The sequence below is a fragment of the Lentimicrobiaceae bacterium genome (genome assembly GCA_023227965.1).
Classification (GTDB): Bacteria; Bacteroidota; Bacteroidia; order Bacteroidales; family JALOCA01; genus JALOCA01.
In genome coordinates, this window is record JALOCA010000004.1 from 68019 (window position 1) to 90540 (window position 22522).

Consider the following 22522-nt stretch of genomic DNA (forward strand, 5'->3'; position numbering starts at 1 on the left):
CGTAATTGTTAATTGATTTCCCGTAATTTGTAATTCGTAATTCGTAATTGACCTTAAAATGCCTGGATTATTCATCAAAAACGGAACCCTCATCACTTCGGAAGACACCGACCGGACAAATATTATTGTCGAAAATGGCTTAATTTCTTCGCTTACGGATGAGGAATTGCCACCTTCCAAGAAGATGAAAATCATAGATGCTACGGGCAAACTGATATTTCCGGGGGGAGTTGACCCGCACGTTCATCTGCATCTCGATACGCCAGCCGGACCATCATGCGATGATTTTGAAAGTGGCAGCCGCGCTGCCCTTGCCGGAGGCACTACTTATTTCATCGACTTTGTTACCCCCATCAGAGGCGAATCGTTGCAATCTGCATTTAAAAAACGCTTTAATGAATCCACGAACAGTCTCACGGATTACCATTTTCATATGGGCATTTCGGAATGGACTTCGCATACGGCAGATGAAATGGCCTGGTGTGTGCAGGAAGCAGGCATACGCTCGTTTAAAACGTACTTAGCTTACAAAAACACTATCGGTATAGAGCCGGAAGATTTGAAAAAAGTGATGCAGACTGCTGCCTTGTTTGGCGCAACCGTTTTGGTGCACTGCGAGGACGGTAATAAAATTGTCCGGCTACAACGGCAGATGCTAAAACAAGGACAAACGGCTCCGCGTTATCATGCGTTGTCGCGCCCCGTAGAAACGGAAACAGCGGCAGTAAAACAGGTAATCGCCCTTTGCAGGGAGACAGGCTGTACTACGTATCTGGTTCATATTTCTTCTGCCGGATCGGTAGAACTTATTGCCCGTGCAAAGCGGGAAGGCTTACCACTTTTTGCCGAAACCTGCCCTCATTACCTGTTGCTTGACGACAGTTGTTATCAAAAACCGGATGCTGAGGCGTTAGCTTATGTATTCAGTCCGCCGCTACGTAGTAAAGCTGACCAGGCAGCGCTTTGGGATGCTTTGCAAAGCGGAGTGATTGATACCGTTGCCACCGACCATTGCCCGTTCAATCTACATGGACAGAAGGATATTGGGAAAAATGATTTTACCCGGATTCCCAACGGAACGGGAGGCATTGAATTCCGGTTGCAACTGCTTTACACTTATGGCGTATTGGGAAAACGCATCTCGATGAATCGTTTTGTGGAACTGGTTTCTGACAATCCTGCCAGAATTTTCCGCATATCGCAACACAAAGGCGATATACGCAAGGGCATGGATGCCGACCTTGTTATCTGGAACCCGGATAAAGAAATGGTAATTTCAGCCAAAACGCAGTACCAGCACTGCGACCATACTATTTATGAAGGAATACCGGTAAAAGGTTTTGCTGAAATGGTTTTTCTTAAAGGCGTTGTATACCACAGATAAACCCGTCAGGTTTTGGAAACCTGACGGGTTTTAATAGCCTGTTGGAATATTTTTATTTTAATATAATAGCGGAAATACATCCCGGGTTCTCGGGATCAATCAGTCTGGAAATTATTAATTATATAAAAGCTCCTGATAATACCAATTTGTGAGAAGCCAAATTATAATGCAAAAAGCCTGAATGGATTATTTATAGTCTCGTTACCAAACAATCTTAATAAACCAACCGAATCATCTTGTTTTATATTAGCCTTATCTATTTTCTTAAATTGAAATGATTGATTTAAAGATGGTATTCGCGATGCAAAGAACGGCCATAACTGCTCATTTGTATATACTTTATTCGGGTCAGGAAAGTCAATTATCAGATTAATAACCTGATTTTTCTTAAATTCATCGGAATATTCAAATGTCCATTGATTGTTCTCGTAGGACAAAATACCAATTACTTGCTTTCCATATTTTAACTGAAAAGCACCTTTTGAGCCGACAGGATTATCAGTAAATTCCATACCATCAACCTTCCACAATATCTTTTTCAACTTTTCAATCATGATGCAAAGTTAAAGATTTTCTTGATGCAATCGTGTCGGTATAGTAAATAAATTTTAATCAGTTCTCTTCTTTTAAAACTCATTAATTGACCGAACTCTTTATCTATCATGCCGATAACCTCATTTATTTTTGCATCGCTGCAAATGTTTTTTATCGTTTCGCAATTTAAAGTAAAAGGTAAAGTTTTAAGTTTTTCAACCAATTCAAAATGGCTGAGTTTTTTGAAACCATCCCATCCAATCTTTGGCGTACTGTTATCTGAATACTTTTTAATAAACGAATATAACCGATTTTTATTATTGTAAATTTCTATAAGTTTATCTTCGTGGTCGTTCCAAAACAATCCGCGAGCTGTATCGTAAATGGGTGAAAAAACAGGTTTTTGCTTTCCCTGAACATTTCTAATAACACCCCAATTGTAAAAATGCCTATCGTTGTTGCCAATAAGTGCATCGAAAACCAATAGTTTAATAAATTCAAGCATTAATATCTCATAATCATCAGGGAAGAAATGCTGTAAAACGGTTTGAGTAAACTGAACTGTAAAATATTCAGGTGACTTGTGCAATTTTTCAATTTCTTCAACAAAATCACGGTCGTTCAGGTAACCTGCATATAAATCGGCACCATGGTCAAGAACCTGTTCATGTGGACGATTTAAAAAATATTTCGATAAAAATCTTAGTTGTCCACCAAACCACCCTAAACGTGATTCAGACATGTTAAAACCCAATACTTCACCAATGCGGTTAAGAAGATATTCGGTAATGGACTCCATAGGATAGTGTTTATGCCCATGCTTGGCAAGAAAAAGAGGCCAGGTTTTCGAATTGGATTTTCGGATACTGCTATCCTGAATGTATTGATAATACCTGATAAAATCTTTTGGGGCATCGCCAGTAATAGTTATATCGGTAACAATAAAATACTGGTGCTTTTTGGCAAACGGAATACAACCCGGCTTTGGACTAAAACCGCTGTGGTCAGCTATTGGCAGGGTTTTTATATGTTTTCTTTTATGCACGCCAATTTTTTTGTTACAAATTAAATATTGTCTCGTCCTAAAGTAACTTTACGTTTTTGTATCATTTTTTCACTTTTTTGTATAATCACATTTTAGAACGAGGCATTTAAAATAATTGCGGAAATGCATCCCGATGACTATCAGGACAGCATTGTTCCGAGCGGAATTACAAATTCTGCTCAGCGGAGATATTTTTTCTTAATCTGATTATAATATTCGCTGTCTCGATTTGCTTGAATAATTATTGGTTTAATGGCTAAACTTGAAATAAATTTTAGCATTTCATCTTTATGCGAATTTTTACAACAAAAATTTATTTTATCATTTGATGTATTAATATGCAGAAGAAAAAATTCGGATTGATTTTCTAATGCAATTATTTTTATATCTGACAAGCTTATTGCAGTTTCATATTTTTTAAAATTTTTTGCAAGTCGAATCATCAATCCTTTCTTGTATTTAATTAAATGAATTACAGCACTAATTTCATTTTGCGTTTTATCATTTAATATTTTATCAAAACCGGAAATACCACTTACATAAATTAATTTAGCATTAAAATTTTCATCTTCATCTGAAAGGAAATGCCTTCCGGTAGTATTATTAATTTCTTTGTTATTCAATACTTCCATAACCAATTTATTTGTGTGATTTAAATTATAGAATAACTACATGACTTACAAATATTCGTTGAAGCATCGTTCTCCGTTGAACATCGTGGACAAATCCAAAATTCAACTTGACTTTTATCTTTCATTTTTGTTGTTTCTTTTGAAAGATTTGAAACTTTTTCTATTTCGATTATTTCATTCCCTTTAGCAAGCATAACGATCTTAATAAATTTTGCAACTTCTTCATTTGAAATACCTCGTAAACTCAAAGAACTTGTATCACCACCAAAATTAAATTGTATAAATCTCTTACGCTTCCTCAGAGCATATACAATAAGAATAATACCAAGACCATATAAAGGAGTTAATATAATTCCTAAAATCATCAACCAGAAATTTGATTTATATTCTATGCCAATGGATTTCAAATCTTTGATTTCACCGACAAGTGTTTGATAAGATTTACCTTTTGTTGTATAACTTTTAGCAGATGCATATAATCGTTTATTAGTTACCATCAGTGAAGTAGTTGAAAAGCCGTTTCCTATCATTAAGGAAGTTAAGAATTTTTGACCAACAACCCCTAATATCTTTTCATCAGGATTAAATGTATTTTCTTCATTATTACTTTGACTTTGGGAACTCTCTCTACCAAGAATGTCATTTATGTTATTTTCTTCCATAGCTATTTCTGGCTTTTAAAAAGTATTATAAAAAATGGAAGCAACAATGCTGTCCCAATAACAGAAATAAAATTTAAATATCCTGAACAATATGCATAATGAAAAAATATCATTTGAAATAACATCCAAATAAAAGGTATTAATTGAAGAATAACTCCAATAATCGCTAATTGAGTTGCTTGTTTTAATTTCATTTTTTTGATTTTTATTTGCCTACTCATCTGGCTTTTCGGTATCCGCCCCTGTATTAAATCACCTGTACAGGGCAGGTTCGTTTTTTAAAGTGGGTTCTGACTCCACTTTTAAAATACTTTTATAGTATAATGGGTGATTAGCCCTAATTTTGATCCAGTTACTGTTTTAACCTAGCCACTAACGTCCGTATAACGCCCATATGCCAGTTATTTCGTACTTATCCATTGCATTCTCAAATTAGCACATTAACTAATTTACTAATTAGCTAATTAAAAATCTGCAATCTTAAATCTGCCTTCTGCAATTTCTTATTTCGTTTCCACTCCCCCCTGAGCGTTCATCAGCTAATGTTAGTTTGGTAAACAAAAACCTTTGTTCGCTTACGGTAATGCTTTTCTGATGACATCATGACTTTAGCTTGTAAAACGAAAACCTTATCCGGAAACACGAAAACCTTTGTTTGCGACCCTCCGGAGGCTTCTGAAGTGTTTTACACCTTATACAGCATGTTTTCCGGCAAACTCTGCAAAACTTTTGGGGCTTTCAGTGAGTTTTTCAGCAGTCATAGGAAGATCAACAGCGCGCATGAAGTGTTTTTCGGCGAATATATTGACTTTTGAGTGCTTGTGAACCATTTTCCACCCTTTACAGCATGTTTTTAGAGCATACTTTGTATTTTACTATAGATGCTAAGTGTTTTCACTGGCTATCTGCAAACTTTGTCTGTGTTCCCAATAACTTTACAATAATACAAAGAACCCAAAATTATTTTCCCTGCAAACTTTACAGTGGATATTTTTAACATACGGGCTTACTTTTTTTGTAGCCCTATAAAATATGTAACGCTTTTTTTATTTTCGATTTCAAATATAATAATTTTTTTAATAACCGATTTTTATTTTAAGATACTTTCAAAAAATTCTGAAATTTCATTTTTTTAAAACAAAACTTTAATACACTCTCTTTTCCCATAATTTTAACAGATACTCCCACTCTAAACTTTAGAAAATTTTTAAATTTTTGCTTTCTTATTTCTTAGTTTTTAAATTCTGCTTCTCCGCTCAGCAGGGTGTTCCGGATTGCACAACCTGTAAATATTGTCAGCATTTTTGTGATACCGGTCGTAACTCAACTCATACTGAACGTATAATAATAGCAAAACACACACTGCCAGTCAAATGGTCAGGCTCAAGATGCTTATTAACGAATACGTTTTATTTTTAATGAGATGAGCAATTGTAGTTTTTAAATAATTCTTTATCATGATTGTAGTTTTAAATAATTTATTCACTCATGCTTTATCGCTTCCACCGGGTTCTGTGTTGCTGCTTTCAAGGCTTGCCAGATTATGGCAACAATGGCTATTATTAACACAAACACTGCGCTGATTAAAAAATATCCAGGGTGTAAATGGATATGTAGTGCGAACTCAGCAAGCCATCGGTCCATAACAATATAGCTTCCCACTGAAGCAACGAAAATGGCAATGACAACAATGATCAGTGTGTCCTTGAGCAGAACATAGAGTATCTGTCCGACAGAACTCCCATTCACTTTACGAATCCCTATTTCTTTGGTACGGCGCGATATTTTAAGAATGGTCAGAGCCAGTAAGCTTATCAAGCTGATGATAACCACTTCAGCTCCTCCGATGGATACCATTTCTGTAAGCCGGTTTTCTTTCTTGTACATCCTATCAAAAATATCCGCCAACGTGCTATGGTTAAAAATATAATTTTTATCAAAGCGGTGTAAGATTGACTTAATTTGCATCAATTGACTTTGGTTCAATGGATTACTACTTCGGATATAAATATTAGGAGTTCCCCATTGGCAATTTGCAATTACTAATGGAGCAATAGGTTCACCCGGATTGGTCATATAATAAAAATCCTTCACGATACCAATAACTTCAACCCGTTTATCATTATAAATAACAGGTTGTCCGGCTTTTGGCTTTAAACCAAGGTATTTTATTGCCGATTCGTTTAAAATAACCGCCTGACTGTCGGCCTTGGATTGACGGAAAAATTGTCCGTCTATCAGCGTAAATTTCATGAGTTCTCCAAAACCTGGTTTTTCGCGGTATTCATTGATGGCTTTGTTGCTATTTTCCCCGTCAGCCAGAGTTCTTATGAACTGTCCGCTGCATCCCCCGCCCATGAAGTGTTCCCCGCCAGAAACATCAGAAATGAAGGGTAACTGCAACAATTCAGTTTTAACACTTTCATACTTCCTCGAGATTGGCATACTGCAATTGCTAATTGTGATAACATTATTCCTTTCGAACCCCAATGGCACATTGTGCATATATCCTAATTGGGATATTATAATAACGACACAACTGATAAAAAAAGAAGCAACCGTAAATTGTACAAATACCGATGCCGTCGAAAGCCAGTTGTTGTTGCCCGTACTTGAGATTCTTCCCCTCAATCCTAACGCATATTTCATTCTTGACAGATAGAGGATAGGATAACCGGATGTAACCACAAGAAGCACGATGAAAACAATCACAAAAGAAATAATACCGCCAAATGATAATAAATCTGGAGTATCTACTTTTGATTGCAATAAGTTTGATATGTATATCATTGATTTATAGATAATAAGAAATGCCAGGATGGCAGAAAAAAGAAAAACGATAACTGTTTCTAAAAAAAACAGTTTGGCAATGCTGGCTTTTGTGGCGCCAAACATGGTCCGGGTTGAAATTTCGGTAATGCGTTTTTCACCTTGTATAATAAACAAATTAATATAGCTGACCAATGCTGTGAGCAGGACAAACAGTGCTATCAATCCAACCATCAGCATTTGTTTTGTGCTTCCATGGTTCGGGATATATAAACTTGCAGCGGAATGCAGGTATAAATCGGTCAGAGGCTCAACCCCCGATTGTACCTTTGCGAAAAACGTCCTGGCCCAATCCTGCATAAGAATATCATATGCACTGGCAATCTTAGCGCCTGCCGCTTTTGAATCAATATTTGGTTTAAGTAGGTAGTATGTTTGAAATTCGAGAGACGCAGATAACCATTTCATATTAAGGGTGGACATGGAAACCAGCAGATCGAAACTCAAATGTGAGTTTTTCGGAATTTCATCCATTACCCCGGTAATCATCACTTGTTCACCATCCGTTTCAATTGATTTTCCGATACAATTGGTTGTATGGAACAGTTTTTCGGCTAGAGAAGTTGTGATCACCGCACTTTTTTCCGCAACCAGCGCTGTTTTTTCATCACCAAAATTGAGCGACAGTCCAAATACCTTAAAAATTTCAGGATCAGCGTAGAAAATCCCAATTTTTTCTATTTTGTTCTCTTTGTTTTGAACAGATGTTTGCAAACCTCCATATAATTGAACAGCAGACTCAATTTCTGGAACTTTCCCGGGTAGTTGGGTATATGCCTTGCGTAAGGAGATGCCATAAACTTCGGTTCTTGTATTATCGGTAATTCGGCTGTACAGTCTTACAACCCTGTCCCTGGTTTTAAAATGCCTGTCATAACTCAACTCATAACGTATGTATGTGAGTGTAAAAATCACAGTAGCTAATGCTATTCCAAGCCCTATCACGTTCGTGATAAGCATGAATGGGTTGCGCTTTAATATTTGTAGGACAAATTTTAAATCTTTCATAGTAAGATTTTTATAAATTTTTATTGTTAATGATGCCTTTGTGCATGCTCTGATTCATAACAATTAATTACTAATGGAAAAATGAGAAGAAATATCCGGGACCACTTCATAACTAAAGCAACTGTTGTTTTTGCGCTATCTCTTCGCTTACGATTTGACCGTCAAACAAGTTGATTACCCTGTGGGCAAAAGTAGCATCCCGTTGTGAATGGGTTACCATAACGATGGTAGTTCCCTGTTTATTCAGATCCGACAGAAGGTTCATTACCTCTATGCCGTTTTTTGAATCAAGGTTTCCGGTAGGCTCATCGGCCAGGATCAATTGTGGCGAAGGTACAACTGCACGAGCAATAGCAACACGCTGCTGCTGGCCTCCGGACAACTGCTGAGGAAAGTGTTTTTTCCGGTGGCCGATCTTCATTCTTTCAAGTATTTCTGTCACCATTTGTTTTCGCTCAGCTCCCGATTTCTTCAAATATAGAAGAGGAAGTTCCACGTTCTCATAAACATTGAGTTCATCGATCAGGTTAAAGCTCTGGAAAACAAACTGGATGTTACCTTTCCTGTACTGGGTGCGCTTCCTTTCTTTATATTTCGAAACATCCGTTCCATTAAAGATGTATGTACCTTCACTGGGATTATCGAGCATTCCCAAAATATTCAGTAAAGTCGATTTCCCGCATCCTGAAGGCCCCATGATGGCTATGAATTCACCTTGTTTTACATCCAAACTTACTTGGTTCAACGCGGTCGTTTCAATTTCGTCGGTCTTGAAACGCTTTGTGAGTTTAACTGTTTTTATCATAGTCGTAATTTTATTTTTTCTGATGAGTTGCAATATATATGCCAATCGGATATAGACCCTGAAATACAGAGAAGCATAAAATACCTCTAATTTTTTTGTTCACAAATTGAACAGTCGCTTGTAAATATTCTGTACATTTGGACTTGAAAAACGTGATTATGGAAATAAAAACAAAAGAAGGCCGGTTACTTATTGTCGATGACAACAAAAGTGTTCTGAATGCTTTGCACATGTTCTTGAAATTTGAATTTTTGGAGGTGTTTGTCATCTCGAATCCAAATTCCCTGATTCATGAAATTGAGATTCGGAATGTCGATATTGTGCTCCTCGACATGAATTTCAAGTCGGGCGAAAGTTCTGGAAATGAAGGAATATACTGGCTCAGGGAAATAAAGCAGCGAAGACCTGATATTGAGGTGGTGATGTTTACTGCATACGGGGATATTGAAACTGCGGTAAAAGCCACCCACGAAGGTGCTGCGGATTTTATTCTCAAACCATGGGAAAATGAAAAATTGCTGGCGACGTTGAAGTCAGCGCTGAAGCTCCGGAAATCAAAACTGACGGTTAATGATCTGCGGAAACGGGAGAAAGACCTGAAAACTGAACTGAACAGGGATGATCGAATGATTATTGGCGTTTCCCAAGTGATGCAGAATATACTTAACATGGTTAGAAAAGTTGCATGTACCGATGCCAATATTATGATTACCGGAGAAAATGGAACCGGAAAAGAGTTAATTGCCAAAGAGATACACCGATTATCGGAACGGCACAATGAATTGCTGGTTACCGTTGACCTCGGGGCGATGTCAGAAACTCTCTTTGAAAGTGAAATGTTCGGTCATATCAAAGGCTCGTTTACCGATGCTTACGACGACCGTACAGGCAAAATCATGCTTGCCAACAAGGGAACATTGTTGCTGGATGAAATAGGGAACCTTCCGTTACAGCTTCAATCAAAGTTGTTGAATGTATTACAAAACAGGGTGGTTATTCCCGTAGGATCCAATAAAGAATGTCCGGTTGATATACGACTGATAAGCACAACCAATAAAAATCTGTCCCAGATGATCAGGGAAGAAACCTTCAGGCAGGATCTTTTATACAGAATCAACACCATACCATTAGAAGTTCCGCCCTTACGGCAGCACATTGAAGACATTGATGTCCTGGCTCATTTTTTTGTCGGTAAATATTGTCAGAAATACAAGAAAAACTGCACGAATATTCATCCAAAAGTGATTGACAGACTGAAGAGCTATCCATGGCCAGGAAACATCAGAGAATTGCAACACACCATGGAAAGAGCGGTTATTTTATGTGAAAATGACACCATAACTTCATGTGATCTCAATTTGAACCTGCACCATCCTTTTCACGAAGAGGAAACACTAACGCTGGAAGAAATGGAAAAACGAATGATCGTAATGGAATTGAAAAAGAACAGTCAGAGCCTCAGTCTGGCTGCCCGAAACCTTGGAATTTCGCGTACCACACTCTACACAAAAATAAAAAAGTATGGGATATAAACGAATTACATTGACCACCATCGTCGCCACGATAATTATGGTAATATCTGCATTGGCAGCAGGCTATCTGAGTGCATACAATTTAGACCCATGGTATTTACTTTTTCTTCTGCCGGTGCCATTTGCGGCATTCTCTATCATCAACAATGTAAATCAATCGAACCGCCATATTGCATTTTTTTTTGATGCCATCAGAAACGACGATTCTTCCCTGAAATTTCCAACCACTATTCGCCAGAAATCACTTCGTCATTTATATCAAAGTCTCAATAGCTTGAATGATCGGATTAGTGAAATTAAAATGCAGAATACATACCTTGAAAAATACTATCAGGCCTTTATTCAGCATGCTACTACAGGGCTTATGGCTGTTAACCAAAATAATGAAGTGGAGGTTATGAACGAAAAAGCGTTTGAATATATTGGAATCCCTTCTTTTACGCCACTTCATCTGATTCCGCTGAGAAATCCCGAGCTTTTCAGCATCCTGTCAGAAGTTCATCCTGGCAAGGCATATACCTATAAACGCTTTACCGGCGAATCGCAGGTTAACCTCCTGATTCGTTCAAAAGAGATTCATTATTGTGGCAAGGTCTCTAAGTTGATATCCCTTCAGGACATCCGGCAGGAACTTGACGAAAAGGAGCTTGAATCATGGCAGAACCTGATCCGGGTGCTTACTCACGAGATAATGAACAGCATTGCTCCGATTGTTTCACTCACCGGTACGCTGCGAAAATTCTTCGTTGAAGAAGAAAAGCCTGTTCAATCTGACCGGGTTGACAGGGAGACCATCGAAAATGTGGTTCAGGGATTGGATATTATTGAAGAACGTGGCTCCGGACTGATGAATTTTGTGAGTAACTACCGGAAACTTACCCGGATACCTAAGCCGGAATTTACTTCATTTCAAATCCGCGAGTGGCTCGAGCACATCTGTATTCTTTTGCAAGAACAACTGCAAAACAGGCAGATAAATCTCGAACTTGAAATTGAGCCCAACGTAAAGGATTTGACTGGTGATAAAAAACTGTTAACGCAAGTCATGCTCAACATTCTAAACAATGCTATGGAAGCGCTGGATGAGATTCCGGAGAACCGTAAAATCAGGGTATCTGTAGAAACCTCAAAACAAAATCGTCCGATAATCCGTATCTCTAACAATGGTCCACCAATTTCTGAAGATACAACTGAGAAGATTTTTATTCCTTTCTTCACAACCAAAGAACATGGTTCGGGAATAGGGTTGACCTTGTCTCGTCAGATATTAAGACTTCACAGAGGGAATATTTATGTAGAATCAGGTGAGCTGTCCACAAGTTTTATACTTACATTGTAGTCTTGCTTAGTCTCATTTTTTGATAACTCTCTGCCTGGTTAAAGCCCTTAATATGTATCAAGTAATGTTGATTGCCTGTCGTTAGATTTATCTCAATTTTTAATCTATCGAATCAAACAAGCTGCAATATTTGTACTTATTCTATACAAATTTTACCAATAATTGTTTCATTGTCAATAAATAGCTTTGTTATATATATCCCCTTCGGTTTGTCCGCCAAATCAATACGAATGTTATTTTTGAATGTATTTGTTAGGATAACCTGACCTTTCAAATTGCTTATTTCAACAATCGTCGTTTTATCTGATAATGTATCTAACGATATGTTTATTAACCCACTTGTTGGATTGGGAAAAATTCTGGCACCCTGCTTCTCTATCTGATTAATTGCAGTTAATGGATTTACTTTAATTTTTAATATTGATGAAGCAGTTGCTCCTGCCGTATCTGTAGCTGTTACTCTGAAAAGCAAAGTTTGAACAATAGTTGGCACACCATCAAAGGTACGTGTTATGGTGTCAAAAGTCAACCATGCCGGTAAAGGGTTTCCATTGGCAAGTTTTGCACCGTAGGTTAGTGTATTGCTGCCATCATCATCAAAAAAAGTACTGTCGGAAATTGTATAATTGAATGACTGCCCAACGGTAACTGTCTGATCAGGGATTGAATTTTTTACATACGGTACAAAATTGGTATATTTCAGACTATCTATAAAATTTGATCTCACCCAATGAATATCTTTATTTGACCCAAAAGTCATATATTTACCATCAGGTGTAATATCTCCCGAAGTTTCATCATATTGTGTATTGATTTTATTTCCGAGATTTTTGGGATTCGTCCAAGTTCCGTCTATTTTCTTATATGCTATATAAATGTCATTTTGGCCATAACCTCCTGTTCGGATGGATTTAAGAATCATATAACTTTCATCGGGCGAAACATAAGGATCTCCCCATGTTTGAGAGCCAATGTAATTAATAGGATTGGGAAGAATAACTCTGGTTTGATAAACACCATTGGTGTATTGGCTTCGGCATATATATCCTGCACTGCTTGAAAAATATAATGAAGTGTCGCCAACTATACAAGGGTGATATTGATAGCTTTCAGAATTAGGAGGATTACCAAGGCTAATAGGATTACTCCAGATATTTCCCTGTTTACCGGAATAACTAATATCCGCTATACCTTGTGCATTAATAGCATTAGTCGCAAACATATATAAACGGTTGTTAGTAAAAGCAAAGAATGGTTCTCCAGTACCTCGTCCAACAGCGAATGGAATGGTATCAGGAGCTGTCCAATGATCATTTTCATACTCAGTAAACATAATAAAGGGCAACTTCGTTGGGTCTGGATAAAACTCAATATTAAAAAAAGCAGATTTCCCATCGGGTGAAAAAGTTATACAAGGCTCATTCCTACCAGGCAGCGAAATTAATCCGGGTGCAAAGATAATGGCAGAATCACCCGGAGGCGTTTGTCCAAAATACAAACTATCTGGGGGAATTGATTGTGAAAATACAGCATTACCAAACAGGAAAAGTACGACTAATGCTAGTGCTAAATTTTTCATGTTATAAAAGATTAAGATTAATAAAATTTTGCACAAAGCAAGCACGAAGAATTGCCATTATCGTCCTTTTACGTGTAAATGGACTATTTTTTTAAAAAAATACAGAAAGGCTTTTGTTATTCAATATGTTTTGACCGATATTCCTGCGGGGTCAAATTTGTATATAATTTAAACTGATTGTTAAAAGATGATTTTGAATTAAATCCAACTTCATAGAGAATTTCGAGTACCGTAAGTTTACTGTACTTCGAATCTGCCAGCATTTGCATACTTTCCTTAATACGATACTCAAGGATATAGCATTTAAAATTTTTATGGAAAGTTTCATTAATTACTTGTGAGAGTATCCTGGGATTTACAGAAAGTTCATTTGCAAGAGATTCTAGTGATATTTCGGGATTGAGGAAGGGTTTATTTGTTTGCATATAGGAATCCAGCTTTTGCAAATATTCTTTCTTTTCATGTTCTTTAAGCTTATTGTTTTTGTACTTCTCAACTATGTAATAAATATCAGGTTTTAACAATAGAAAGAACATAATTGTATTTACAAATAAAAAAGCAATAAGAGCATATATGCTTGCTGTATATGCACACCACCAAGGTTTTCTTATGATCATATAAATTGCGAAAGAATTCAAATTTACAATCCAAATAACAATAAATCCTAATAATAGAAATTGAAGCCAGGTATTATGGGAAGAAATTTTAATACGCTTATAAAAACCCCGAAAACTAATATTCATTGATTTCATGCTCAATACAGATAGCACAATATATATAAAGCTGTGCGCCAGAATTAATATAGTGTCATATAGGTCTAATATAGATCCCCATATAATAAAATTATTATTATAATTTTTATAGAAAATCATCAGGAATAAAAGAACTCCTATAAATGGCAAAAGATGAAATAAGCTGCGATAATTGATGATATTTTTTCGTTTCAAAAATGAATTGACATAGAAGTATATTAATGGTCCGACCAGAAAAGAAGTTTGTCGTACAAAAAAAATAGATTTATGCCAATCTAAAAAATATTGAAAAGCGTAATTGCTTGTTACAAACGAATAGATAATTTGAAGGTTAAAAATCAACAAGAGTATTGCTAATATTTTGTTTTCATTGCTAAAACCCTTTTTAGTAACGAAGAAGAATAACGATAATATTATTGTCAGAAAAACACTGATAAGTGTTATTATGGTAAAAAAATTCAAAATCATAATTTATTCAAGTTAGTAAAATTTTCTACCGAAGCACTTTTGCTTTATTGCCAATATAATAGCATTTTATCCATCATTTACATTTGCAAATATAAATAGAAAGAGAAAAAAGTCAGTAAATTATTGAAAAATAGTCCAAAATTGGAAGAGAAAATGATAAATAAAACTGAATTAGATTATACCATTTTACTATCAGGGTCTTCTTTAGCGATGTTTGCTACTGCATATCAACTTAAATTACTGCTTCTATCTACAAGGCTAAATATTTAGCGGAATTTCATTCCCAATCCTATTATTATTTGGTTACTCTTTATGGAATTTAAAAATAAAAACTAAAATTGTTGGTTAATGGAATTTGAACACCTTAGGAATGGTAATGCTTTCCTGATGGCATCACGACCTTAGCTGGCAAAACGAAAACCTTTGCTTTAAACACAAAAACCTTTGTTTGCAACCTAAAAACCTTTGTTTGCGACCTGAAAACCTTTGCTCGCCATTCGCTAAGTTTTGTTTGCTGCTCGCTAACCTTAGTTAGCGACACGAAAACCTTTGTTTGCGACCCTCCGGGGGCTTCTGAAGTGTTTTACACTTTATATAGCGTGTTTTCCGGCAGGCTTTGTAAGATTTTCAGCGCTTATAGCGAGTTTTTCAGCAGTCATAGTAAGATCAACAGCGCGCATGAAGTGTTTTTCGGCGAATATATTGACTTTTTAGCGCTTGTGAACCATTTTCCACCCTTTACAGCATGTTTTTAGAGCATACTTTGCATTTTACTATAGATGCTAAGTGTTTTCACTGGCTATCTGCAAACTTTGTCTGCGTTCCCAATAACTTTACAATAATACAAAGAACCCAAAATTATTTCCCCTGCAAACTTTACAGTGGATATTTTTAACATACGGGCTTACTTTTTTTGTAGCCCTATAAAATATGTAACGCTTTTTTTATTTTCAAATTCAAATATAATAATTTTTTTAAAACAAAACTTTAATACACTCTCTTTTCCCATAATTTTAACAGATACTCCCACTCTAAACTTTAGAAAATTTTTAAATTTTGCTTTCTTATTTCTTAGTTTTTAAATTCTGCTTCCCGCAGCATTTTCAAATCACCAAATTAACTAATTAACTAATTAGCTAATTAGCTAATTAAAAACTCCCCGTCAGGCTGAATTTGCAATTTCTGCTCCGAACCTTAGAAAATTTGTAATTACCTGCTTTCATGTTTTATTTTACGAGATAAACCTGTCAGGTTTCCGAAAATGCATTCACTATACCATGGGTTATGAACAGCCATTTACTTTTTTATATCCATATTCATAAATTTCTAATTTTCCGTCGTCGTTAAATCCTAATCTAATCCACCCAATATACCATCCATTTTCATCCAGAAACTTATACACTATAAACTTATTTTCCACATTGTGCCAGTTCCCACTGTAATATGATGTGTCATTAAACTCCCATGTAGTATCATTTATTTGAACAGGAACAGAACTGTAATAATCATATGACAATGTAAATGGCTCATAGTCACCCCCTAAATTATCATAAATATCATTACAACTTACCAAATCGTTTTCATTGCATACCTTTATCCCAGATGAACCAAGAAGATAATAAAAATTTGAGTTAATGTGAGCCAAATAGGTTCCATGATAACCGTAAAAATTTCCAACATCGGCAACATATTTAAACTCTATATCATTTATTGAGTCACCATTAATATCTAATTCATACTTATAACCCGTAGCATTTGATGGAAAAATAATGTTGGGATCAAAATCTTGGTAAAAATCTGTAGAATTAGTCTCTCCAACTTTCATGGTTGTGTTTTCTTTTTGTTCTTTCTTACATCCAATCATAATCATGACGATTAGAATAATACATAGAATAGTACTTGTCTTTTTCATTTTGTATAGCTTTTTTGTTTTGGTTGTTATGTGCGTATATATTTCTGTAGTCTTGCTGTTTTCGTGTCTTAATGATTCCCGTATAAATCTCAAATCCCGCTCAGCCGGGACAGCTATGTTCCGAGCGGAATTGCAAATTCCTCTCAGCAGGGTGGTTCGTTGTTTTTGATTTTGTCGTTTCGCTTTTCATTTTTTTCGTTGTGTTCTGCCCCTCCTTTTGCCGTTTTTTCATCCGAAAATAATTTGTTATTAATATGCCGGATGGAGCTCGCATGTTATTATTTTCATGCAGGTTTGTGTTTTTATATAAACATGCTCGGTTCATTAGTCATTTTCTTCGTAGTAATATGAGTAGTCAATCCCTTTCATAAACATTTCGCGGTCGTTTATTTTGGTGGTGAACGCTTTATCCAAAAGTGATTTCAGAACACCACTTTGGGTTGGACTTAGCATCATTGCATTCATGTAATCTCGCTTGCTTATTTTACTCCAATCTACGCATTTTTTGAGGCGTTTTTTTAGTATCAAATCCAACCATATTCGGGCGCTTCTGCCATTGCCTTCCATAAAAGGGTGTGCAATGTTCATTTCTACGTATTTGTTTACGATTTCGTCGAATGTAGTTTCGGGCATTGCTTCTATTTGCTTTAATGTGTCGCCTAAAAAGTGTGATACGGCAAATTGGAAACCACCTTTTGAAATATTTTTTTGTCTGATTTGTCCCGCAAAATCATACAATCCGCCAAACAAATAAGCGTGTATTTGTTGCAACCCTTTGGTTGTACCAACTTCTATGCTGTTGATAAAAGAACTTTCAAACAGTGCATACGCTTTTGTTTTGCTTTTTCCGTCTATGCTTTCATCACTGTATGTAAACCAGTCAATAAACCGGTTTGCCTTTTTACCCGGAAATTCTTTGCCTAAGGCAACAATACCGTTATAATCCAACACATCGGCTAAGCGCTTTTTACCGTCCGGGGCAAGGAATTTCAACTGGGTAGTGGCACTAACCACTTGGCTGCTTTCTTTCTTAAACTTCGCTTTAAGATATTTCCAATAGTTGCGGGTTTTGGTGTAGTTGTCCTGGTCGGTGAGCACGGCAACAATATCCAATACACTAAACCACCACCTGGCGTTTTGCTCGTCCCAAACGGCCCGCACTTCGCGATCGTCAAAAAAACGTATGGATATTTTTGTATTACTCATAATTTAAATGTTATCTATTCTGTCACTCTAAGATTTTCTGTCCAAAGTTTATGATAATTTTTATCTTGTAGTTGAGTTGGCATATTTTTATTTTAATATAATAGCGGAATTACAAATTCCGCTCAGCCGGGACAAAGCTCCAAGTTTGCATGTCAGCCCACTTGGCGCAAAACCATTGTGTGTGCCTTGCTAATTGCTCCACATCTTAACGCTGTTATCGGCTTTTATTCTTTCTTCAATAAGTTTCTATAATAGATTTCGTCCTCTGTTTCTATTATTTTATTTTTTATTGTTCTTGTTTTTTCTTTCAAATCAGTATTTGAACTTTCAATACTTTTCACCTTATTTCTCGCTTCATTTATTTTATTCTTTCTTTCATCTGTTAACTGGTCAATAATCCTTTCCTTGTCTTTTACTAATTTCTCAATTGCCTCTTGTGCTTTTTTAATATTTTTTACTCTAATATCTGAGAAAAAGTTGTTAAAGATGGAATAAGATTTAAGAGGAGAACCTTCTAATTCAGGATATTTTCTATTTAGATTTTCAATTTTTAAACTAATCTTACGTGTGGATATTTCTATATTGATTTTTAAACTTTCTCCAATTAATTCTGGAAATTGTTTTTTTACTGAAAAAATAATTTTATCATTATGGGCAATTTCATTTTTGACAGTGTTAAGATTAAATATATGCTCATTTTTGATTTCATTTATTTTTTGAATATCATCAGTAGTAAATTTTGGATTCTTTAATATTTCAGGTAGGTAATTAGAGTAATTTCCTAAGGGTGCAGAAATAAAAATGCTTTCTATTGCTCTTGTAATTCCAACATAACAAACCCTTCTTTCCTCCTCTTGTTCATTTAAACCTATTATTTTTCCATTGTGTGCTAAATTGAAGAAAACAACATTCTTAAATTCATTTCCTTTTGTTTTGTGTATAGTTGAAATTAAAATTTCATTTTGTATATCATTTGCTTCAAGTTCAGGAATTGGATTAGCATTAGGATTAGTAATTTGGTTATGTATGAATTCGTAAAAAGAATTAATGTTATCAAAAGTCTTTGTAACTGACAGAATAACTTCAATAATAATATCATCTGATGCTACATCAACATCTTTATTTATGTTGGCAACATTTTCATAGTATTCTTTTAAATCAAATTCTTGTATAATAGAATTTAAAATATCGTGTGGGGATTTTGTAGTTTGAGCATAGTTTCGTAAATTAATAATCTGGTTAATAAATTCTTGTATCCTATCAATTTTCAATGCTTCTAAATTGAAATTATTTTGGTTACAAACATCTATCAAGTTCTGAAATGAATTCCAATCGTTTGCAATTTCAATAATATTATTATTAAGGTATTTATTTGGTCTTTTTAGGATACGTTTAAAATCGTCAGGAGTTGCATCTGTTGGATGCAGAATTACTGAAAGATATGAGTAAATATCTCTACCTGGATTTTTTCTGAACAATTTCTGGCTATTTATTGGTGAATGTGGAATTTTTTCAATATCTAAAACAAAGGCAATAGGATATTGAAATTCATAATATCTAAATAAAATAGTAAAATCATTCCAATTGCAATTTTTTTCTTCTTTTAATTGTTTTATCCAATTAACTGCATTTACGGCTTGATTATATAAATTGTCCGCCAATGAAACCTTAAATTCACCAGTCGGATTTTCTACATATGCATTTATATTTTTATCTACTCTTTGGCTATTATGTTTTATAAGCCACGATGAATGCTTTACGATTTTTTTTGCTGAACGATAATTAGTTGAAAGAGTAAAATCCTTTGTAAAAGCATATCTTTTAGGAAAATTAACAATATGTTCAATTCTTGCGCCCGTAAATCCATAAATCATTTGGTCATCATCTCCAACAATAAAAAGATTATTAGTTGGCAATGCAAGTACCTGCATCAAAAGAATTTGTGCTTGGTTTAAATCTTGAAATTCATCAATTAATATGTAATTAAATTGACTTTGAAGTCTTTGACGAAGAACATTATCCTCAAGAATTGTTCTCAAAGCAAGATATATCATATCGTCAAAGTTGAAAAAATTATGAGAAAACTGAAGATTTAAATACTGTTTGAAATACGGTTCAAAAACAATTTCTCCATTTTTTAATTCAACTGTAAAGTTTTCAATTGGGGGTAACTCTAATTTTGACCGTCTTAATGCTTCTAAAAATTTATCAACTGTTTCATTTTTCAACCAATAATCAATGTCAGGTATTCTATCAACCACGTTCCTCATTAAATTTCTGGTTTCTATGGCTTCATTATTTCCATTAAAATTCCAATGTAAAGTATCTTTGATGATTTCGTAACCAAAAGAATGGAAGGTTTTAATAACAACACCTTCATCAGAGAGTGTTTTAGCTGTTATAATACCTTTTTGACTAACTCTATCAATCATCTCTTGGGCTGCTCTTTTATTAAAAGCAAGTGCCAAAATTTGATTTGGATTTACCCCATTATTTACTATGTGAACAATTCTATTTATAAGAGTTTTTGTCTTACCAGAACCTGCTGGAGCAAGAACTCTTATTGGACCTGTAATTTCATTTATTGCATTTAATTGGCTATCATCTAAGTCTTTATCTAAATCGTAGATTGTTTTTCTTAAGTTATTTGTTAACTCTTGTGTCACTTTTTGTAAACAAGAATTAGCATCGTGAAATAATTCGCTACCTGAAAACCTAAAAATTGGTAGACCGAACTTTGCTAACACCTTATCTCTTTCTTTGTCTAAATTTGGATTATGGTAATCTCTTCCATCACATTCTACAATAGCTTTTTTGCCGTGATGGTTTACTACAAAGTCGACAAAATAATTTTCAATATGTACTTGAGATTTATAATCAATTTTGTTTATTTCACACTGTTCTTTAAAAATTCTTTCAATTGGGGTGTAAAACTCCTTGTCTAAATCATTTGACATATTTGGAGATATAAATGTGAAATTTACTATCTCAAGTAAATTAACAAGTTGTTCAATCAATAAATAATTAACTACCCTTTCATAGTTTTTATGAACAAAATCTCCATTAATTTTTAAAATATACTCTGATTTCGGCAATTTACTTAAGAATATGATAGGAATATTCAAGTAATAGGAAGCATAAATTAATTTATTTATGAGAAAGTCTATATTTTCCGTTAGTTCGTTAATAGAAACATCTTGATAAATTATTAAAATCTCATAGTTTTTTAGTTCAAAGCTAATTTGAAAAGTGTCGTCTATCTCAGATGTTTTAATGAACTTATATTTGATATCTTTTTCATCATTCTCTCTTATAAAGTCATTCAGAATATCTTTAGGACAGTCATAAATTGTAATCCCTCGACCTTTCGCTTTGTGGTAATTAAATCTTTTATAGTATTCTTCAAATTTCATTTATAGTCTGAATTTTCTTGTTCTGTAATTGCAGATAATGAGTTTATAACCACCATTATAGCAGTTATTTCTTATTTAGTTATTAATTAACAAGCTGATAAACATTAACAAATCCTTTTTCATTGGATTTTAAGTTCTATTCATCTCCTTCGAAAAATAGTCAATAAAACCCCTTCCTTCACCCTTCCTTTTGGGAAGGGCAGGGGATGGGTTTATTCCTTTTCCAGTTCCACCTTCAGTAAATACATTTCACCGGCAGTCAGCTCAATGGTACGTGATTGCGGAAGGTAACCGCTCTTTTTAATCTTAACTTCATAGCCGCCTTCCATCAGGTTTTTCAGGTAAAAATTGCCCTTGGCGGCGGTTTTCTTCGTAATTTTTTCGCCGGTGGCCGTATTGGTAATTTCAAACACTACGTTGGCTATGGGGATACCCCTGCCTTTTTCCGTTGCATTGGCTTTCAGCGCCATTGTCCGAATTGCGGTTTTAATCACCTTTCGGGCATCCCAATAATCGTTATAGGTTTGCGGGTCGGTGTCGTGTATCACTTCTGTCAGAGCATCCATCTTTACCAGGTTGCCGTCGCATTTGTCGAAAAGGTTGCTGATTTGCGACGTTGCATCCTTTTTTTCGATCTGTCCTTCGCGTGGCATGGGGATCAGTTCATCATACGTGGCAAGCAAAGCCGATAGCTTGCTGATGTCATCTGCCGATATTCCGTAAGGTTCCAGTTCTTTTTGAATAGGGGTAATTTTTTCAATAATCAATCGGGCAATACTGCACAGCGTGGTATCGGGCGCGCGTCTCAGTTCGGTAAGGGTGTAGCGAAGGGCTTCCTGCAGAGGCAGATTAAGGGTGATTACGGCATAAGCAATGCCTTTGCGCGAAACGGAGTTCAGTTTTACAGCAAGGCTTTGTTTTGCCTGCGTTTTGGATTGGGCTATCCCTTTCTTGCTTTCTACCTGCTCGGGACGGATTTCGGCTATCCTCCCGGCATCCGATTTAAACAAGTCAAAAATAGCCATGAAACCGGGAATATGTTCCAGTTTTTGCATGTTTGCATTAATCCATTGGATAAGTACAAGAAACATGCTAAGCTTACTTTCTTTAGTAATATCCATAAAATAAAAGTTAAAAAGTTAATAATAAATAGTTTATTAAAAGTCGCTATAAATTTACAATAATTTTTTTATACAAGTTTTTATTTTGATAAAAAATTTTTTAAAATGTCTTATCCTAAAAAAAGTTGATAATATTTAAATAAATCCTGAATGGGGTTGACTATTTTTCCATTTTTTTTGTCAATCCACAAAACGCCAACGATTATAAGCTGTTTGCCTGGCATAGATAATTGTTTATATCCAAACTTAAATTGCTTATAATTTATCTAAAGATGTTTGGCTTTCATCCTAAGATGTTCAG

General features: G+C 35.1%; 16 protein-coding genes. 3 read left to right on the forward strand and 13 right to left on the reverse strand.

All coding sequences use genetic code 11. The features are described from left to right. Nucleotides 1-58 precede the first annotated feature (58 nt). Entirely contained in the window at nucleotides 59-1384 is a 1326-nt protein-coding gene (gene hydA / locus M0R21_02450) for a dihydropyrimidinase (protein MCK9616672.1), read from the forward strand. A 161-nt stretch (nucleotides 1385-1545) separates the two neighbouring features. Here the strand turns inward: hydA and M0R21_02455 are convergent, their stop codons facing one another. The 7 genes from M0R21_02455 to M0R21_02485 all read right to left on the reverse strand — a co-directional run bounded on the left by M0R21_02455 (nucleotide 1546) and on the right by M0R21_02485 (nucleotide 8899). Beyond that, a complete protein-coding gene (locus tag M0R21_02455) occupies nucleotides 1546-1938 on the reverse strand; it encodes a HipA N-terminal domain-containing protein (protein MCK9616673.1) in 393 nt (130 codons plus the stop codon). Further along, entirely contained in the window at nucleotides 1935-2963 is a 1029-nt protein-coding gene (locus M0R21_02460; GenBank protein ID MCK9616674.1) for a HipA domain-containing protein, read from the reverse strand. The genes M0R21_02455 and M0R21_02460 overlap by 4 nt, the downstream gene beginning before the upstream one ends. A 179-nt stretch (nucleotides 2964-3142) precedes the next feature. Then, the gene (locus tag M0R21_02465) at nucleotides 3143-3595 is read right to left on the reverse strand and encodes a hypothetical protein (GenBank protein ID MCK9616675.1); all 453 of its coding nucleotides are present in this window, start codon (nucleotides 3593-3595) and stop codon (nucleotides 3143-3145) included. Nucleotides 3596-3615: 20 nt separating this feature from the next. After that, the gene (locus M0R21_02470) at nucleotides 3616-4257 is read right to left on the reverse strand and encodes a hypothetical protein (GenBank protein ID MCK9616676.1); all 642 of its coding nucleotides are present in this window, start codon (nucleotides 4255-4257) and stop codon (nucleotides 3616-3618) included. Between the two features lie 2 nt (nucleotides 4258-4259). Further along, nucleotides 4260-4451: a hypothetical protein gene (locus tag M0R21_02475; protein MCK9616677.1), complete on the reverse strand. Its 192-nt coding sequence runs from the start codon at nucleotides 4449-4451 to the stop codon at nucleotides 4260-4262. Nucleotides 4452-5739: 1288 nt separating this feature from the next. Next, entirely contained in the window at nucleotides 5740-8094 is a 2355-nt protein-coding gene (locus tag M0R21_02480) for an ABC transporter permease (GenBank protein MCK9616678.1), read from the reverse strand. A 112-nt stretch (nucleotides 8095-8206) separates the two neighbouring features. After that, nucleotides 8207-8899, reverse strand: a complete 693-nt coding sequence (locus M0R21_02485; GenBank protein ID MCK9616679.1) for an ABC transporter ATP-binding protein — start codon at nucleotides 8897-8899, stop codon at nucleotides 8207-8209. 158 nt (nucleotides 8900-9057) lie between these two features. On the opposite strand from M0R21_02485, the gene M0R21_02490 reads away from it, so the two are divergent. Together M0R21_02490 and M0R21_02495 are read left to right on the forward strand one after the other, a co-directional pair. Further along, nucleotides 9058-10431 (forward strand): sigma-54 dependent transcriptional regulator, encoded by a 1374-nt coding sequence (locus M0R21_02490; protein ID MCK9616680.1) that lies wholly within the window; start codon nucleotides 9058-9060, stop codon nucleotides 10429-10431. Then, nucleotides 10421-11770, forward strand: a complete 1350-nt coding sequence (locus M0R21_02495; GenBank protein MCK9616681.1) for an ATP-binding protein — start codon at nucleotides 10421-10423, stop codon at nucleotides 11768-11770. The genes M0R21_02490 and M0R21_02495 overlap by 11 nt, the downstream gene beginning before the upstream one ends. 136 nt (nucleotides 11771-11906) lie before the next feature. On the opposite strand, the gene M0R21_02500 is transcribed toward M0R21_02495, so the two are convergent. From M0R21_02500 to M0R21_02525, 6 genes are all read right to left on the reverse strand, one after another. Further along, nucleotides 11907-13349, reverse strand: coding sequence for a putative Ig domain-containing protein (locus M0R21_02500; protein ID MCK9616682.1), 1443 nt, complete (start codon nucleotides 13347-13349; stop codon nucleotides 11907-11909). Between the two features lie 116 nt (nucleotides 13350-13465). After that, the gene (locus M0R21_02505; protein ID MCK9616683.1) at nucleotides 13466-14092 is read right to left on the reverse strand and encodes a helix-turn-helix domain-containing protein; all 627 of its coding nucleotides are present in this window, start codon (nucleotides 14090-14092) and stop codon (nucleotides 13466-13468) included. Between the two features lie 1759 nt (nucleotides 14093-15851). After that, nucleotides 15852-16481 (reverse strand): hypothetical protein, encoded by a 630-nt coding sequence (locus M0R21_02510; protein MCK9616684.1) that lies wholly within the window; start codon nucleotides 16479-16481, stop codon nucleotides 15852-15854. A gap of 324 nt (nucleotides 16482-16805) precedes the next feature. After that, the gene (locus M0R21_02515) at nucleotides 16806-17687 is read right to left on the reverse strand and encodes a Fic family protein (GenBank protein MCK9616685.1); all 882 of its coding nucleotides are present in this window, start codon (nucleotides 17685-17687) and stop codon (nucleotides 16806-16808) included. Between the two features lie 224 nt (nucleotides 17688-17911). Beyond that, the gene (locus tag M0R21_02520; protein ID MCK9616686.1) at nucleotides 17912-21100 is read right to left on the reverse strand and encodes a UvrD-helicase domain-containing protein; all 3189 of its coding nucleotides are present in this window, start codon (nucleotides 21098-21100) and stop codon (nucleotides 17912-17914) included. Nucleotides 21101-21312: 212 nt separating this feature from the next. Beyond that, nucleotides 21313-22221, reverse strand: a complete 909-nt coding sequence (locus tag M0R21_02525) for a carboxypeptidase-like regulatory domain-containing protein (GenBank protein ID MCK9616687.1) — start codon at nucleotides 22219-22221, stop codon at nucleotides 21313-21315. Between the last annotated feature and the right edge of the window lie 301 nt (nucleotides 22222-22522).